This is a genomic window from unidentified bacterial endosymbiont (assembly GCF_918797525.1).
GTDB lineage: Bacteria > Pseudomonadota > Gammaproteobacteria > Enterobacterales > Enterobacteriaceae > Enterobacter.
On sequence record NZ_OU963893.1, the window covers coordinates 2,476,020 to 2,490,734 of the forward strand.

At 47.8% G+C, this 14,715-nt stretch carries 16 protein-coding genes and 4 pseudogenes; 12 read left to right on the forward strand and 8 right to left on the reverse strand.

What is annotated here, in order from left to right; translation table 11 throughout:
* Positions 1-74: 74 nt before the first annotated feature.
* The 8 genes and pseudogenes from NL510_RS11750 to NL510_RS11785 all read left to right on the forward strand — a co-directional run bounded on the left by NL510_RS11750 (position 75) and on the right by NL510_RS11785 (position 5,796).
* The gene (locus NL510_RS11750; RefSeq protein WP_253376816.1) at positions 75-1,277 is read left to right on the forward strand and encodes a PrgH/EprH family type III secretion apparatus protein; all 1,203 of its coding nucleotides are present in this window, start codon (positions 75-77) and stop codon (positions 1,275-1,277) included.
* Between the two features lie 9 nt (positions 1,278-1,286).
* Positions 1,287-1,538: a type III secretion system needle complex protein gene (locus NL510_RS11755; protein ID WP_253376818.1), complete on the forward strand. Its 252-nt coding sequence runs from the start codon at positions 1,287-1,289 to the stop codon at positions 1,536-1,538.
* A gap of 44 nt (positions 1,539-1,582) precedes the next feature.
* Complete coding sequence (gene sctI, locus NL510_RS11760; RefSeq protein ID WP_253376820.1) at positions 1,583-1,888, forward strand: type III secretion system inner rod subunit SctI; 306 nt, start codon at positions 1,583-1,585, stop codon at positions 1,886-1,888.
* Positions 1,866-2,717, forward strand: a complete 852-nt coding sequence (locus tag NL510_RS11765; RefSeq protein ID WP_253376822.1) for an EscJ/YscJ/HrcJ family type III secretion inner membrane ring protein — start codon at positions 1,866-1,868, stop codon at positions 2,715-2,717. The genes sctI and NL510_RS11765 overlap by 23 nt, the downstream gene beginning before the upstream one ends.
* 61 nt (positions 2,718-2,778) lie before the next feature.
* Positions 2,779-3,242 (forward strand): annotated as a pseudogene (locus NL510_RS11770) (OrgA/MxiK family T3SS sorting platform protein).
* Positions 3,235-3,969: a hypothetical protein gene (locus tag NL510_RS11775; protein WP_253376824.1), complete on the forward strand. Its 735-nt coding sequence runs from the start codon at positions 3,235-3,237 to the stop codon at positions 3,967-3,969. Before NL510_RS11770 ends, NL510_RS11775 begins: the two are co-directional and overlap by 8 nt.
* Positions 3,920-4,123, forward strand: a complete 204-nt coding sequence (locus NL510_RS11780) for a hypothetical protein (protein WP_253376826.1) — start codon at positions 3,920-3,922, stop codon at positions 4,121-4,123. Before NL510_RS11775 ends, NL510_RS11780 begins: the two co-directional genes overlap by 50 nt.
* A gap of 779 nt (positions 4,124-4,902) precedes the next feature.
* Positions 4,903-5,796: an N-acetylmuramoyl-L-alanine amidase gene (locus NL510_RS11785; RefSeq protein ID WP_253384884.1), complete on the forward strand. Its 894-nt coding sequence runs from the start codon at positions 4,903-4,905 to the stop codon at positions 5,794-5,796.
* Positions 5,797-6,043: 247 nt separating this feature from the next.
* On the opposite strand, the pseudogene NL510_RS11790 reads toward NL510_RS11785, so the two are convergent.
* Both NL510_RS11790 and NL510_RS11795 read right to left on the reverse strand, forming a co-directional pair.
* Positions 6,044-6,346, reverse strand: a pseudogene (locus tag NL510_RS11790) (alpha/beta hydrolase); the annotation flags it as partial.
* Between the two features lie 66 nt (positions 6,347-6,412).
* A pseudogene (locus NL510_RS11795) lies at positions 6,413-6,592 on the reverse strand (flavodoxin); the annotation flags it as partial.
* Here NL510_RS11795 and NL510_RS11800 point away from each other — a divergent pair.
* The 4 genes from NL510_RS11800 to NL510_RS11815 all read left to right on the forward strand — a co-directional run bounded on the left by NL510_RS11800 (position 6,531) and on the right by NL510_RS11815 (position 8,562).
* Positions 6,531-6,734 carry a DUF2514 family protein gene (locus NL510_RS11800; protein WP_253376828.1) on the forward strand — a complete coding sequence of 68 codons (204 nt, stop codon included), beginning with the start codon at positions 6,531-6,533 and terminating at the stop codon, positions 6,732-6,734. The pseudogene NL510_RS11795 and the gene NL510_RS11800 sit on opposite strands and share 62 nt — an antisense overlap.
* A gap of 165 nt (positions 6,735-6,899) precedes the next feature.
* Positions 6,900-7,220 (forward strand): hypothetical protein, encoded by a 321-nt coding sequence (locus NL510_RS11805; RefSeq protein ID WP_048029338.1) that lies wholly within the window; start codon positions 6,900-6,902, stop codon positions 7,218-7,220.
* Positions 7,210-7,644: a DUF29 domain-containing protein gene (locus NL510_RS11810; RefSeq protein ID WP_253376830.1), complete on the forward strand. Its 435-nt coding sequence runs from the start codon at positions 7,210-7,212 to the stop codon at positions 7,642-7,644. The genes NL510_RS11805 and NL510_RS11810 overlap by 11 nt, the downstream gene beginning before the upstream one ends.
* A 510-nt stretch (positions 7,645-8,154) precedes the next feature.
* Positions 8,155-8,562: a hypothetical protein gene (locus NL510_RS11815; protein ID WP_253376832.1), complete on the forward strand. Its 408-nt coding sequence runs from the start codon at positions 8,155-8,157 to the stop codon at positions 8,560-8,562.
* Here NL510_RS11815 and NL510_RS11820 read toward each other — a convergent pair whose 3' ends face one another.
* The 6 genes and pseudogenes from NL510_RS11820 to etsC form a co-directional block, all read right to left on the reverse strand.
* Positions 8,563-9,882, reverse strand: coding sequence for a type II toxin-antitoxin system HipA family toxin (locus NL510_RS11820; protein WP_253376834.1), 1,320 nt, complete (start codon positions 9,880-9,882; stop codon positions 8,563-8,565).
* Positions 9,882-10,151 carry a type II toxin-antitoxin system antitoxin HipB gene (gene hipB, locus NL510_RS11825; protein ID WP_253376836.1) on the reverse strand — a complete coding sequence of 90 codons (270 nt, stop codon included), beginning with the start codon at positions 10,149-10,151 and terminating at the stop codon, positions 9,882-9,884. The genes NL510_RS11820 and hipB overlap by 1 nt, the downstream gene beginning before the upstream one ends.
* Before the next feature lie 155 nt (positions 10,152-10,306).
* A complete protein-coding gene (locus tag NL510_RS11830; RefSeq protein WP_253376838.1) occupies positions 10,307-11,599 on the reverse strand; it encodes a glycoside hydrolase family 28 protein in 1,293 nt (430 codons plus the stop codon).
* A 332-nt stretch (positions 11,600-11,931) separates the two neighbouring features.
* Positions 11,932-12,255 (reverse strand): annotated as a pseudogene (locus NL510_RS11835) (hypothetical protein); the annotation flags it as partial.
* 34 nt (positions 12,256-12,289) lie between these two features.
* Positions 12,290-13,204, reverse strand: a complete 915-nt coding sequence (locus NL510_RS11840) for a bestrophin family protein (RefSeq protein ID WP_253376840.1) — start codon at positions 13,202-13,204, stop codon at positions 12,290-12,292.
* Positions 13,205-13,343: 139 nt separating this feature from the next.
* Positions 13,344-14,714 carry a macrolide efflux RND transporter outer membrane subunit EtsC gene (etsC, locus tag NL510_RS11845; protein ID WP_253376843.1) on the reverse strand — a complete coding sequence of 457 codons (1,371 nt, stop codon included), beginning with the start codon at positions 14,712-14,714 and terminating at the stop codon, positions 13,344-13,346.
* Position 14,715 lies beyond the last annotated feature (1 nt).

Sequence of the window (14,715 nt, forward strand, 5' to 3'; positions counted from 1 at the left end):
ATGTTTTCACCTGAATTTTTGTTAATGTTGAACTATAAAGTCAATATTATTTAATCATTCAAGGTTACTAAAACATGACCCCGGAAAAGAACAGTAACGTAGACTCGCCAAAAATAATAGTTAGAATACTTAAAGGTATTTTACGTGGTTGCGATTTTACGTTGATGCCGGGTGAAACCTCTTTCTTTATTGGGGATGAGGAGACCATTAGTCAACATCAAAAATACAATCACGATCGTATTGAACTAATTTATATCCCAACCGAAAAAGCAGATGCTAGCTGTAGGTTTGCCATCAATGCTTCATTCACTGATGATGCCCCTGCTATTTTGCTTATCGAAGGCGAGGGAGTAGAGCAGAATCGTATTGACTTGTGTTTTAACCAAATTGTTGATGTCGGAGGCATAAGTCTGTCGATACGTCCGTTTGATGAAAAATTTGATGACTCCAAATTATATTATCCTGAGGTGAAGGTAAAAAAAGCTAACAAAACAGACATTAAATCTGCAGCTTCACATGGAAAAGCCAAATATCTGTTGCCTGTAGCAATACTTCTGGCGGGTTGTGCCTTGACATACGGCATCATGAATAATGAAGGAAAACGCATTGCGAGCATTACATCGGTTATCGATCTGAATGCTTCCGCCTATACACTTCTCCATGGCCGGGATGGAGCTTATTATGTGATGACCTCCAGTGAAGCAGATGCCAACTGGATAAGTCAGACCCTGATCAGAAGAAATCTGCCTTACGATGTTCGCGTCGTGACCGTCCGGCAAGAGAACGACAGGGCGACCGAGTTTTTTAAAGTCAGCTTGCCTACTGTCCGCTTTCATCGGATCCTTTTTACAGATTCTGGAGACGTAACAGTAGAGTTAAGCCAGGAGAGAAACAGACTGAATGAATCCGAGAAAAAAGCCATCATCAGGAAATTACGCGATCACATTCCCTATGTAGCGGACGTAAAATTAAATTTTATTAGTGATTATGTGGTTTCCAATATTGCAGAGGAGGATTTAAAGAAAATCTTCGTTGAATACACCAGGGTCAAGAATGAGGATAGTATAACATTTGTCCTGACCGGGTCTATTAACGATGCTGAGCTTGAAAGAATTAAACTGTTTATTAATGACTATTATCGTCGATGGGGCGGTGAGTATGTAACATTTGCTCTTGAGTTAAAAGATGACTGGCTGCGAGGCAAATCTTTTAAATATGGCGACCGTGGTTACATAAAACTTTCCCCAGGTCACTGGTATTTCCCTAAACCTATATAAGGAATAAGTATGTCTACAATCCCCGGAAACTGGAATGGGTTTCTCAGTAATATGGCTAAAGGCTTTGATGATGGTGTTACTGAATTGAATTCAGAGCTGCAAAAGGCTCTCGATGATTTGACTAAAGATCCATCAAATCCGCAGACACTGGCAAATTATCAGTCTCGCTTGTCGGAATACACCCTTTATCGTAATGCGCAATCTAACGTTGTTAAAGTCTATAAGGATGTTGGTGCTGCCATCATTACTAACTTCCGCTAAGCCAACAGGAGAGTTAGCCGCTCTCCTTTTATTAAGGATTATAAATGATTATTTCACCGCTTAGTTTTCCAGACGATGAAATGTCGTCATATGCTGACGTTTCAATGAAGGGTAATGATTTGCAATCCCTTGATGACATTATGATTAATGCTTTTTCTAGAACGGCATTGGTTACTGAAGCTGAAAGAGCTTCCGTTCTTAGCAGTCTTCAACAAGCGCAAATCACTAACGATCCTGCAGAGTTATTCAAACTTCAGCAGCGTACGGCAAACTACAATCTTCAAGTTTCGACCATAAGTGCGCTTACGCGCAAAGGGGTAAGCACGATTGAAACTTTACTACGGAGTTAAGAAAAAAAGATTAGCTCTGGTCATTCCTTTGATCTCGGTCCTGCTTGTTGGCTGTAAAGATGAGACGCTTCTTAAAGGACTGGATCAGAACCAGGCTAATGAGATCATAGCACTTTTGCAGCGTAATAATATTGCGTCCAGCAAGCAGCACGTTTCAAAGGAGGGCTATGTAGTAAGCGTGTCGCCGCAGGATTTTGCTCCGGCAGTTGATTTAATGAATATTTACAATCTGCCGACCAGGCCACGGGTGGAAATCGCGCAGATGTTTCCGTCAGATAGCCTGGTGTCATCGCCAAGAGCGGAGAAAGCCCGACTTTACTCTGGCATTGAGCAGCGCCTGGAGCAGTCTATAACCTTACTGGATAAAGTGGTGTCTGCTCGTGTACATGTGAGTTACGATCTTAATTCAATAGAGGGGCAACGAAAGAGTTCTCCAATCCATCTTTCGGCAGTGATTCGCCATGATGGCACAATGCTTGAGCCAACGTTACTCATCAGTGACGTCAAACGTTTTCTGAAAAATAGTTTCGAGGAGGTCGAGTACGATAATATATCAGTTGTATTATCTCAAATTCCTGAGGTACAGAGGCTCGCGCCACAATCGGAACAAAGTTCTGGTTATTCCAGTACCCTGGTGAGCTTAGTTTTAGGAACAATAACGCTGGTTATTGCTTCATTTTATCTGATTTTTATAAACCGCCGCAAAGGCGGAGCGCATAAAAAAATTATTCCAGAAGGGGGTTTTTTTTCTAACTCCAGGCCGAGCTTCACAAGGAATAAAGTAGACAGCGAACCTCCGGAGACTAAAAAAGATGATAACCCAATATGACCAGGTTCTGTATGATCCCATATCATGGATTCATCATCAGCGTTTCTTCCTTCCAAAGATGATGGATAACAGTCGGTGCCGCAATATCTTAAATGGGATGATTTTTGATTATTATAAACTGAACGTGCTGGAGGTGAATAAAAACTGTCGATTAGAGCATATGTTTATTGTCAACTGGCAAAGGCTACATACGGCGTCGTTCTTGCTGTGCTGCATGCGAAACCGCTCTCAACTGGCTCAGCAAGGGGGATGATGGCGCTGCCCAAATTTGCCAGACAATTTGCCGTGCTGGATTTACCTGGTGCATCTCTTTCAACAACAGATAAAGTCAGCATAGATGATCTCTGGCTACGCTCTGGCGCAGAGTTACTCTGTTTTCGCAGTTTATTGTCAGAAGGAATAGCCTGTCGATTGCCTCTTTTGTTTTCGACAGAGTCCGTAGCGTATGCCGAAAAATCGACGATGATCGCGCCAGCGGTGTTTTCTTTAAAACTCGCTCTACAACATGTGGTACGCAATGAATAATAACCTAAAAATTCCCCTCCAGGAGGGTGTATTATTTAAAAAAGCACATCGAGACGTTTATTGTAACGCCGACCGCATACTTGATGAGGCAAAAAATCAGGCAAAAAAAATCATCAAAGAAGCGCAAAGCCAGCAGGAGCTTATCCGCCGTTATGCTTATGTTCAAGGATATCAGGAAGGAATAGGGCAGGCGAGCGATGCGGTATTACGTTTCCTCACGGTTAAAGAGGAACAGATGCGCAACTTATACATTGAAATGGAAAAGGAGTTAATGGCGTTTTTGGGTAATGTAATACATGATAAGTCTGTTGTGCTCCAGGCGCTGGAGACATGGGTATCGGAACTTACATTTAAAACGGGCAATTCAGTATTCAGAATTTTGGCACCACAAGAATTGCAAGCTTTTAAACCTCAATTAGTCAGGAAAGTAAATGAGGTTTTTGATGGAAGTGTCATTATTCAGTATCATGAGCAGAATAGATTTGTTATGAGTTATGGCGATCAGTTGGCCGAGTTCGACTATAATGATCTCATTGCTCAATACGCCAGGGCGTTGTTAAAAGATAAAAATCTGAAAGAGATTTGCAACGCGTTTTCATCAGAAGGGATTGAATCTCTGAAAGATCAAATCAATCATACGGCAATTCCAGCCAATAACATGATAGCGGAGGATGAACATGATCTCAGCAATAGCAAAAACCAGCGCCTTGATTTCCACGGTGGCTGATAACACGCAATCCCTCGAAGATATTGCCGCAAAGGCGGCTTCTCCCGGCAACGCTGGCGAAGTGAATCTAGGGTTTTTGATCATGTATGAGCAGTGGAAACAGGAGATTTTGTTATCAGATGGGATGACAGAAGACTATAACTCGGAGTGGTGATATGAAATACAAAACCGTATTACCTGCGCTGTCTCTCCTGTTGCTTGCCGGCTGTCAAAGTTCTGGATTTGGGGATTCATCCTCACAGACTCCACAATCAGCGGGTACGCAATTGTCGCAACTGCAGTCGCTGCGTTGTGCTTCGGGGCCTGTGACTCAGAATGCAACTTTGCCCTCCAGTCTTTATCAGGAAATGGTAACCTGTGCCCGGCGAGGACAGTTTGATAAAGCTGCCACATTTTATGGTATTGCAGGGACTTTCAGCAGCTACGATGCTTTATCCGTGAACACGCGATATGCCAGAGAACGGCACGTGAGCTTGCTCAATGAGGGGCTCGCTCCTTTAACGGCAAGCGAGAGGGAGAGAACATGGGCCGCGATTCGGGATACAATGGAGACTCCGCGAAAAAAAGAACTTTTATGTCAGCGAGTCCGTCATTTTGGGCCACCTCAATACCGCCCGGACTATATGCTGACAAACAGTATTTCCTTCCAGAGTACGAGTGCTGATGGAAGTATTGGCAGATGGAATGCAGCGCTCCGTAGCTATCTCGATTGCTAATCTTGATCCTCTTTGTACCGCAGATGATAGTTAAGCTTGTACTGCGGTATAATTCGATTTTTAACATCACAAAACAGTATTCTCAGGCCATAACCTGATGTAAATTTAGTATCGTCGATAATAGAGTTGGCTTTGCCTGTACATTGGTTAGTAAATTGTTGCACCCATGTTTTTCTCAAGGATGCTTTGAACTCAGGGGTTTATCATTATTATGCTTATGCACCAACATGTTGTTATACAGAAGGCGTCGTCGCTTAAGAAAATTCTTAGGCTGGGTTTTTTATCTTTATCCTTAACAAGTCTTATCAGCTGTAGCACGCATAATACGTCCTCGCAATACACGGACCGAGGTCGGTATATCGTTGACCATTCCTTTCCTTCACAAAGCCAAAACGAGCGAGTTAGATTCCTCATCATGCACTATACGGCATTAGATGATGCCGCATCCTTAAAGGCGTTGACCAAAGGAAACGTAAGCGCCCATTATCTGGTTAACTCATTGCCGGAAATGCGTGATTATAAACCGGTTATTCTACAACTCGTTCCTGAAGAGAAAAGGGCCTGGCATGCTGGTATTAGCAGCTGGAATGGGCGGGGAAATATCAATGATACATCAATTGGTATTGAAATCGTCAACCCGGGATTTACACAAGGAATGTTAGGTGACAAAATCTGGTACCCTTTCAACGACAAGCAAATGGATGCCATTGCGCTGCTGGCTAAAGATATTATTGTCCGCAATAAAATAGATCCTGACAACGTACTGGGTCATAGCGATATTGCGCCCTTGCGCAAGCAGGATCCCGGCAGGCTTTTTCCATGGAAAAAATTAGCGCTGATGGGAATCGGGGCGTGGCCAGATGATAGTACGGTAAACAAATATCTGGCAGGGCGAGACAAATATTCGCCCGGGGATGTTTTAGAAATTCAGAAGTCGTTAAAAAAATATGGCTATGACAAAATCCCTCAGAGTGGTGTCCTTGACGAGGAGACGCGTACCACAATCAGTGCCTTTCAAATGCACTTCCGGCAAGACGATATTGCGGGAAACGCAGATGCTGAAACTGAAGCAATTGCTAAGGCGCTGGTCGAAAAATATCGTCAATCCTAGCGCCCTAGTCCTCGCCCAGAGGGCGAGGACTTCTCAGCTATCGATCATCCCATCCATCTTCAGTCCAGGGTTCAGTTTCTGAATCCGATTCTTCTATTTTCTTGCGTCTCTCTAACATAGGGTATTTCTGCCGCAATCGTTATGCCGAAGGCAAAGGTGGTGACAGTGGCTACCGCAGGCTGTGTCGGTTTAACCGGCTCATGGGGGAGTCTACTTTTCACCCGTGAATCAGAGAAAATGCTGTATATGGCCACACCTTAAGCGTGTCAAACGCGCTTGGCATAGGGGCAGGGAGTTCCTTTTCCGGAAAGACAAAGCTGCTGCCAGGCTCAAAGGCGACAATGGCTTTGACCTTGTCATTTTTCATCGCCGTGTACCAGCTTGGTCCGCCACCCTGAGAGTGGGTGAAAAGGATAGCGGGGCCGGATTTATCCACGACGGCGGACATCGCATCAGAGATAACATTGATATCAAACGGCCCGGTATTTGGGATCATCTGACGGAAATACTGATTCAGTGCTTCTTTGTCGTGTGAGAACTGAACGCCCTTAATTTAGCACCCCTGATTGCCCTTATTTGGCAGACTCATGAATGCGGACGATTAACTGCGTATTGTCTCTAACAGATCGGTATTCAGGCTGCGGTGAATGACGCCCGCAATGACTCGTGTATTTCCGCTGCGGGAAAAGTACGCCACCAGAACACGGCTTTTACCATGAACGTTTGCGGTTCCGATGGCTGCCGATGCCAAGGAGACGTTCGCAAGCGTCAGCCCGGCAAGAGCCAATACCGCCATTTTGCTTGCCTACGTGCTTGAGCACGCTGACATGCGAGCGGGTGAGCTGGCGGAATACGCTGGCCGGGCAAGAATAAAAGGTTTGCAGTGTGAAAACACATATAAGGGGTTTGAGGGTCAATGGAACGAAAACGTACGTTAAGGAGATAATTCATTGTTTCAGCTGAATTAAGGCGTAACCAATACGCAACAAATCTGGTGAAGCCCTTGTCACATTTTGCCCGGCACTGACCGGGTATTTTTTGTCCGCTTGACGGTGGGTAACATAATTGTTACCCTGAATCCGTTAATCAATCAGGGGGCTTGTATGGCCAGCATTGAAACCGATGAATCAACAATCCGGTATCTGAAGGAAAACCCCGAAGCCAGAATGGCGGCAATAGACGAGGTTTACAGGCTGATACGTGAAGGTGATGTTGATGTGGCAAAGATAACGCTACGCATGATTATCAATCTTACTTGTGGATTTCCTGCCATTTCAAATGAGGTAGGCAGACATCCAAAGTCCATCATGCGCATGCTTACGCCTGATGTAGATCCAGGTATAAAGGCGTTTATGTCAGTGGTAAATGCCACGAAACGGCAGATAGCTAACGCGTCAACAGGAGGTATGAACGATGCGCAGTAATCTTTATGAAACAGACTTTTACGGGTGGACGCAGCAACAGGCGGCACTTCTCAAAGATGGACGTTTATCTGATTTAGACGTGATGCATTTAATGGAGGAAGTCGAATTTATGGGCGGCAGCGAACGCAGGGAACTTGAATCACGTCTTGAAATTCTGTTTATGCATTTGCTTAAGTGGAAATTCCAGCCCAGCCACCGTGGAACAAGCTGGACGCTAACCATTAAAGAACAGCGCCGTAAAATCGCCAGGCATCTTGAAAAGAACCCGACACTGAAAAGCAAACTGCCTGAAATGGCAACGGAGGCATACGGCGATGCCGTTTTATCTGCCGCGCGTGAAACGGGCTTTGATGAATCCACATTCCCGGAGTCGATGCCGTGGACGCTGTTACAGGCATTTGAGGCAAACTATCGGCCTGAGTAAAAGAAAGGCAATGCACCAGACCCGGCCACCGCGCCGGGTTTTTTTTATGCCCGAAGCAAACGAAACGCACACACGGTGCGGGTAGGGCGGACGCAATCGCGTTAATGTGCTGTTTGTAGTTGAAATAATCAGGCCTGAGAAGTGGACTGGAAGTTAGAGTCTTGCAACAAGGGCGTAAACTGCCTTGTCCTGCCTGTGTTTGTACATTACTGCTGTATTTAACATAATATACATTATGCGCACTAACGTTGTTAGAACCATTTAGTAATGTCCGCCTGTAGCTCATCCAGATGTCCGCATTATGATGATGCCTAAACTACCCTCGAAGCCACACGCCATTATATCGATAGACATGGCAAACCGCTGGCGCTGTAAAGTGATAAAGCCGGTGTTTTCCGCGTAAATTGCTTTCAGTAACCTCTGGCGGCGGTAAAATTAACGTTTACCCGCTCCTGCTCAGGAGCTGTTCTGGAAATTCTCAGGTATTAAATCATCAAAGGGAGTTTCGCTATGACTATCTCTCTCAGTCCCGGTATCGCCCGTCGTAATACGCTGGAATCAGTCACAAATACCTACGCCACTCAAGGCTCGGTCTATATTCCCGCAGTTCACTGTATCAACCAGACGTTGAAGTCCTGTAACGTTGGGCTAAGCTCACGGTCGCTGGCCAGTATCACCGACAACATTAAAAATGTTTATAAGGGCAACCGTACGGAGGCTGCTGCTTCCTTACGTGAATGCGCTGCGTTCACTCGCGATACTTTTGACGCCCTGGCTGTCGGGCATTTTGTCGACGCGCTGGCAAGCGCCAGCGGAGTAATAATGAATGGCGTGGGGAGTACACTCTATTTTGCTAACTATGATCGTGAACGATTGTCGCCTCACGCCAAAGCGCTGTACGACATGATGCATCCATAATCAACGAGCCAGGTTCTTCACGAGACGCGCATGCAGTCTGAGGACATTTTCAGTGATGGACCTGGCAACCTTCTGAGAGAAACGTTCTGGCAACGCCATTTTAACGGTTTCAAGCGCCTGCGGCACGTTTTCTACAAAATCCTGCAGGATTTGCCAAACCTGATCCTGTGGAAATTTCACGGCCTTTGCCGTGGCCAGAAAATGGCGTGGATGAATCTTGTCGATGGCATTTTTTCGCCCTTTTGACGCATTCAGGCTCATCGCCAGCTTTAGATCGCTGATATGAATACCAGTGCCACCCAACACCGGAAACGCGGAAATAATGTCGTAAAACGGCGTTAACCGATAACTTCCGCCTGGCAGAATAAAGACAGAGAAGTTTTTGGCGTGCCCATCCGTGGCCCCCAATAACCACTGGAAAACCAGGAATCTCATGAAGTTATAGCGGTCGGCCAGGGCTTCACTGGAGCCCAGTAAAAACGCCATAACTTCAGCTATACCTGGCCCGCCATCGGACTCATATTTGAGTGACGATGGCAGGCCAAAAGCCTGACACATATCTTCCTGAGGTAGTCTGAACAATACCGAGCGGTCTGCGCTCCAGCGTCTGTCAAAACGTTCAACCGCCAGTGCACGAACCCCGCCAGCAATAATAATTTCTGCATCCGGAACGTCAAAACCCAGCGTTTTTGCCATTAATAGGCAAAAGTATTCGTTATCGACGCTGTCACATAGATCCAGGGTGGCATTCGGTTGCTTTATTTCACCAATGGGTAATTTGATAATGTGCGTGGTCGGCGTCGTCGCTTTTGGTATACACCACGCGTCGCTCATTTTGAGCAGCGCAGTTTTTTCCTGCGCACCCGCGACGGAAATGCGAAAATCACTCTCTTCGTTGATCATGCCCAGCGGAATGTCTGATTTGTATGCCGACAGCACCGCTTCCAGTTTCTTCTCGCTCAGGGTCTCCCACGCCATGCCGGGCAAACTGATCTCTTCATTTTCAGCAAGCAACGTCACGGCGCCTACGCTGTCTCGCCCTATTTCCGCCAGTAGATCAAAGGGCTGCTTCGAACGTGCATGATAGCGTTTTACGATACGATCCCTTACCACTGGGCTGTCGGGAAGCAGATTATCAAAAAAATTAAATACTGCATCGGAGGTAATCTGGCCAAACTGTAGTGGCAGCGAGAGCGATAACGGTCGCGCATGGCGACTGTCCATCCACTCGCGTGCGTAATGAAACGTATGTGCCCCATTCGGCTGTTTTATTAATTCGCCCACGCGCTCATTATTCATCCATGTCACAAGCTTAGCCATTACCAGTCCAGATCCTGTTGGTTATCATCGCTCGACTGCGCCCGCGCATCACCGCGTTCATGCAGCGCCAGGGTCATTTCCAGAGACTGCAAGATTTTAAAAAAGGTAGTGAGGGTTGTCTTATCAGGATTGTTTTCAAAGTTGGATACCGTAGCTTGCTTAATGCCAATTTTTTTTGCCAACGCACTCTGCGTCCAGTTGTTTTTCTGACGCATCAGTTTCATGTAATTCGCTAGCTGAATCGGGCTGAAAATCATCGGTGGTTTCATAACGTTCACTTCCACGAAGGCTTATCCCCTGGTAGGGATAACGGAAGTATTATCCCTACCAGGGGATAATGTCAAATTAAAAGCACAAAGCGTTGTTCATATCCTCTGCAGGGTATAGAACAGCTATTATCCTCTCTAGGGGATAAATACATGCATTATCGCTCATAGGTATCATTACTAGCCTGCGTGATGTCTGCCGCGCTGACCTGAACATCCTTGAAAATCAGCCCCTTCACGCCAGAAATTTTACCGAACTCGGTTGCATCGATGGAGACTGACGACAAGGTTAATGCCTGCACAGGACGTTCCGGATAGCCTTCAATAAAAAACGCGCATGAAAACGGCTTACTGTCTGAACGGCGGGCAACAATATTTTCCAGCGTCAGCTGGCTAACCTCGGTAAGACCGGCCTCCCCTTCAATGCCCTCAGCCAGTTTGCGCCAGTGCTCTGGCTTACTCGCCAGGTCGTCTTTATTACCGTAACTGTACTGTGGAAACCAGTTTAATTGCATAAGTACCGGGAAACGGACATCGAGCAGTTGCAGGTCTCGCACGGTGATATCACGGATGAATCCACCGCGGTTGCGGGCCGATTTAATTCGAAAATCCACCCCCGTACTGTTAAAGCCGTTCTTTTCAATCAATACGCGTTCGATGCCACCGGATGTCTCACTGCCGAGCGTAATGCCAGACCCCTTGTTCAGGATGCACTCACGAATGACAATATCTCTCGACGATCGCTGTTTTAGTGCGGCTTCCTGCCCCCGTCCCGCTTTAATACAGATATTGTCGTCATTACAGGAGAGCGTACAACGTGCGATGCGTACCTGTTCGCAGGAGTCGATATCAATGCCGTCCGTGCTCGGCCCTGCTGAATTGCTGATACGGACGCCTTCAACGATAATATGACGGGAATAGCAAAGATGCAGGTTCCAGAAACCGGATTCGCGGCTGGTGAAATCCTGCAGCGTAATGTGCTCGCTTTCATACACCAGAATATTCCGCGGACGCTGGCAATCATAATCCACGACCCAGCGCAAACCTTTGGCACTGTACTCTTCCACCATTCCACTGTGCTCGTCGTCGCCCCAGAAGCGCTGCCACCAGACCAGCCCCTGTCCGTCAAGTGTCCCCGTCCCGGTAATGCTAACATCCTGACAGTCAATGATATTGATGATTGCAGCAGGCCAGCGCATATCAATGCCGGCGACGCGGGTCTCTATCTGCGGGTAGTCCTCAAGGCACTGACTGCCCAATAGCTGTGCGCCAGGCTCCAGATGCAAAGTGATGCCGCTTTTCAAAAAAAGGGCTCCGGTCAGAAAGGTGCCTGCGGGGATCACAACGGTGTCATCTGGCTGCGCGTTTGCGATAGCCAACTGGATCGCGACGGTGGATGGGCATTCAGCGAAGGGATCCGCGCCGAACGCAATAACAGAGATCGCTGCCATAAAAGGTCCTTTATAGGCTTGCTCAATCAGTGGATTTGACAATCAATGGAGTGTTTGTACAAACACGACCGCCGATCAGGATGGTCAACGAGCGCGAGGGCTGTGTGACCACGGTAATACGCAAATCAGCGGGTAAAAACTTAACCCGGTCAGAGGCGCGGTTTATTTACCCGGAAATAGTCAAATAAGAGCAGACAACACCTTGATAATCTGTGTCTGGCTTGAGACCACATTATCATCACCATTCCAGCCAAAAGTGACTTTGAGGCGATATTCATCCCTTTCGCGGTTGTCATAATAACGAATTGCAGGTGCCCATATTCCCTTGCTTGTTATCTGGAGCCCAGACGGGATTTTCTTTGATATTTATCATATTGACACCGTTTCGCTTGAATAAAGGGCACCGTCTCATTCTCTTCTTCAGATGCTGCTATTTTGCGCTTTTCGAGATCCGCCTGAATTTTCTCCATAAATTTATCATCCGGTTTGTAGAACAGAGATAAAAACCACAGCACCAGGTAAGAGGCGGATGGTGCAAGCGTTAACATCAAAATGATTCCAGTTGTCGCCAGGGGCGTCTGGACGTTGGACCCCGGTTGATAGCCAAACCAGCCAAGTGAAAAACCGACCAGCGCGCCGGCAAACGCCATCCCTAACGTTTAGCGGTATTCCGCGCAGCTATTTAGCTCGTCACGTCAGCTGATAGTACTTGTCCGGAAACTTTCTTTCCGGAATGTCTTCTTCATCGTTCATTTGCAGCAGGTCGCGTTCCATCATATTGCAGATGGCGTCAAGCGGCAGGTCGTTATCTTCGGTGCCAAACGGATCTTCCAGCTCTTCCGCCAGCGTATCAAGTGAAATAAAGGTATATGAAATCAGTGCGGAGACAAAGGGTGTCATGTAGTGCAAGTCAACAACCAGGGCAAATGGCAGCATGATGCAAAAAAGATAAACCGTACGGTGCAGGATCAGCGTATAGGCAAACGGCACGGGGGTTGTAGCAATCCGCTCGCAGCCGGAAAGAACCACAGACATATCGTTCAGCCGGTTGTTCAGGCTGTGGAACAGGATGTCAGACAGCTGACCTTCACGGCGGCGCACGGCAAGCCATTCTCCCATTTTCAGCAAAATACGATTCGCGGGGGAATTTGAATCCATCACTTTGCGTAAAACATCTGCGGAAAGATAGGCAGAAAGCTGTTCGGCATTCGTCTCCCTGCGTAGCGTCATGCGTAAGCAGTTGGCAAAAGCTATCTGCAGACGAACAAACTCCCCCAGGTGCTTATCGTCAGGGAGCGTGTTTTTAACCTCGCGAAACAGCGATCGTGCCGCTATCATCAGTTGCCCCCACAGCTGTCGAGCCTCAACATAGCGCGAATAGCAGGCGTTATTTCTAAAACCGAGAAATATCGCAATAGCCACACCGAGAATGCTAAACGGAGCAACGGTAAATTTGATGCCAAGTGAGGTGTACCACGGCAGCATCAGGATGACGGCAAGAGATAGCAGGAAGTTAAGCAGCAACCGGGTGTAGATTTTGGGTAAAACGGAACCGTGCCAGACAAAAATCAGTTGTAGCCAGTGCTGTTGAGGACGAACAATCATAGTCAGATTCTGTAAAGAAAAGAGCGTGGCTATTAAACGTGATCCCTATCACGGTTGCAAGCGTGTTAACGAGAGTTTGCATTTTACGTTCTGGGGGAGTAAACGGGAACAGTGCCCCTGCCTTCATCCTTCTCCACATTCAAGGAAAGGTAGACGACCCGCCAAACTCAAGATAAATTTTTGCCAGATTCTGCAACTGATTAAAGCGGTTTTCATCCAGCCGCAGTTCCGCCTGACGGCGTTTTTCCTGAGCATCGAGCCAGAATGAGATACGCGCTGCGCCCTGCCGATAACGCACTTCGTTTAATCGCTCCGACTTACGCGCAAGCTCCAGTCCCTCCCGAAGCCTTGTCTCCTGAGCCAGCAGTTGATTACGCAGGGAAAGCTCGTCTTCAATGCTGCTCATCGCCTTATAAAGCAGTTGTTTGAACTCCAGCACTCGCTGCTCGTAATCGTTACGGGCAATTTTTACCTCGACGCCCCGCTGCCGCCACTCGAGGAACGGCAGCGTCAGGTTAGCGCCTACGGAGCCGACCGGATTATGCAGGAACGTCAGCAGCGAAGTGCTGCTGGTACCAAGAGCGCCGGTCAGGTTGAAGGCGGGATAGTATTCGGTACGCTTGATATCAACCGTAGCCAGCGCCTCACGCACCCGCCACTCTTTAGCGCTGATGTCAGGCCGGCGCATCAGCACGCTGGCAGGAATGTTCGCATTTACCTTCGGCAGGTTTCCTTTTGGCAGCATTGTTGGCTCGACTACCGGGTTGCCCGGCACGGCGCCGAGCAAGACCGCCTGCTGATTGAGTCCCTGCAAACGCTCCCGCTGTAGCCCGGTAAGCCGGTTTTCCTGCGCGAGCAGGCTTTGTTGCGCATCAACCACATCCAGCGATGAGGCACCTCCCGCGCGATAGCGAGCTTCGGCCAGACGCAGCGTCTCTTTTGCATAGGCAATACTCTGCCGGAGGACGGCAATCTGCTGATTCACAAAGCTGATGCGCCAGTAATTATTACTGGCCTCTGAAAGCAGCGTCAGGCGCGCGGAGCGAAGATCCTCTTCGCTGGCATGGCTTGCCCACTCCGCCGCATCGCGCTGACGGGCAATTTTGCCCCAGAGATCCAGCTCATAGCCGGTGCTGAGGCTGGCGGAACTGCTTTTTGTCCAGCCGGACGAGTTATTCAGCTGGTTTTTTCCGTCCACGCCCAGCAAACCTTTTAGTCCAGGATCGTTGGTGATGCCTACTCTTTCCGCGTCCAGTCGCGCCCTATACACCCGCAGCACGGCTATAGCCACGTCGTTATTACTTGCCATCACCTGGCGGAGCCAGTTATCGAGATGAGGATCGTTAAACGCTTTCCAGTCAAACGGAGCTAAATCTGCGGCCATATCGCTCTTGTTCCAGCTGGCGGGATAGCTCACTTCGGGCGCGCGGTAGTCGCTTTTCAGCGTGTTGGCGCAGCCAGCGCTGAGCGCGGTGGCAAGGCATAAAGCCAAAGGGGATAAAATTTTCATA

Bases quoted from the DNA above. Each gene is read 5' to 3' on its own strand.
- NL510_RS11785 (WP_253384884.1), top strand. From the start codon at position 4,903: ATGCACCAACATGTTGTTATACAGAAGGCGTCGTCGCTTAAGAAAATT.
- NL510_RS11780 (WP_253376826.1), top strand. From the start codon at position 3,920: ATGATCTCAGCAATAGCAAAAACCAGCGCCTTGATTTCCACGGTGGCT.
- NL510_RS11775 (WP_253376824.1), top strand. From the start codon at position 3,235: ATGAATAATAACCTAAAAATTCCCCTCCAGGAGGGTGTATTATTTAAA.
- hipB (WP_253376836.1), bottom strand. From the start codon at position 10,151: ATGAAACCACCGATGATTTTCAGCCCGATTCAGCTAGCGAATTACATG.
- NL510_RS11750 (WP_253376816.1), top strand. From the start codon at position 75: ATGACCCCGGAAAAGAACAGTAACGTAGACTCGCCAAAAATAATAGTT.
- NL510_RS11800 (WP_253376828.1), top strand. From the start codon at position 6,531: ATGGCTGCCGATGCCAAGGAGACGTTCGCAAGCGTCAGCCCGGCAAGA.
- NL510_RS11820 (WP_253376834.1), bottom strand. From the start codon at position 9,882: ATGGCTAAGCTTGTGACATGGATGAATAATGAGCGCGTGGGCGAATTA.
- NL510_RS11805 (WP_048029338.1), top strand. From the start codon at position 6,900: ATGGCCAGCATTGAAACCGATGAATCAACAATCCGGTATCTGAAGGAA.
- etsC (WP_253376843.1), bottom strand. From the start codon at position 14,714: ATGAAAATTTTATCCCCTTTGGCTTTATGCCTTGCCACCGCGCTCAGC.
- NL510_RS11815 (WP_253376832.1), top strand. From the start codon at position 8,155: ATGACTATCTCTCTCAGTCCCGGTATCGCCCGTCGTAATACGCTGGAA.
- NL510_RS11840 (WP_253376840.1), bottom strand. From the start codon at position 13,204: ATGATTGTTCGTCCTCAACAGCACTGGCTACAACTGATTTTTGTCTGG.
- NL510_RS11755 (WP_253376818.1), top strand. From the start codon at position 1,287: ATGTCTACAATCCCCGGAAACTGGAATGGGTTTCTCAGTAATATGGCT.
- NL510_RS11830 (WP_253376838.1), bottom strand. From the start codon at position 11,599: ATGGCAGCGATCTCTGTTATTGCGTTCGGCGCGGATCCCTTCGCTGAA.
- NL510_RS11810 (WP_253376830.1), top strand. From the start codon at position 7,210: ATGCGCAGTAATCTTTATGAAACAGACTTTTACGGGTGGACGCAGCAA.
- sctI (WP_253376820.1), top strand. From the start codon at position 1,583: ATGATTATTTCACCGCTTAGTTTTCCAGACGATGAAATGTCGTCATAT.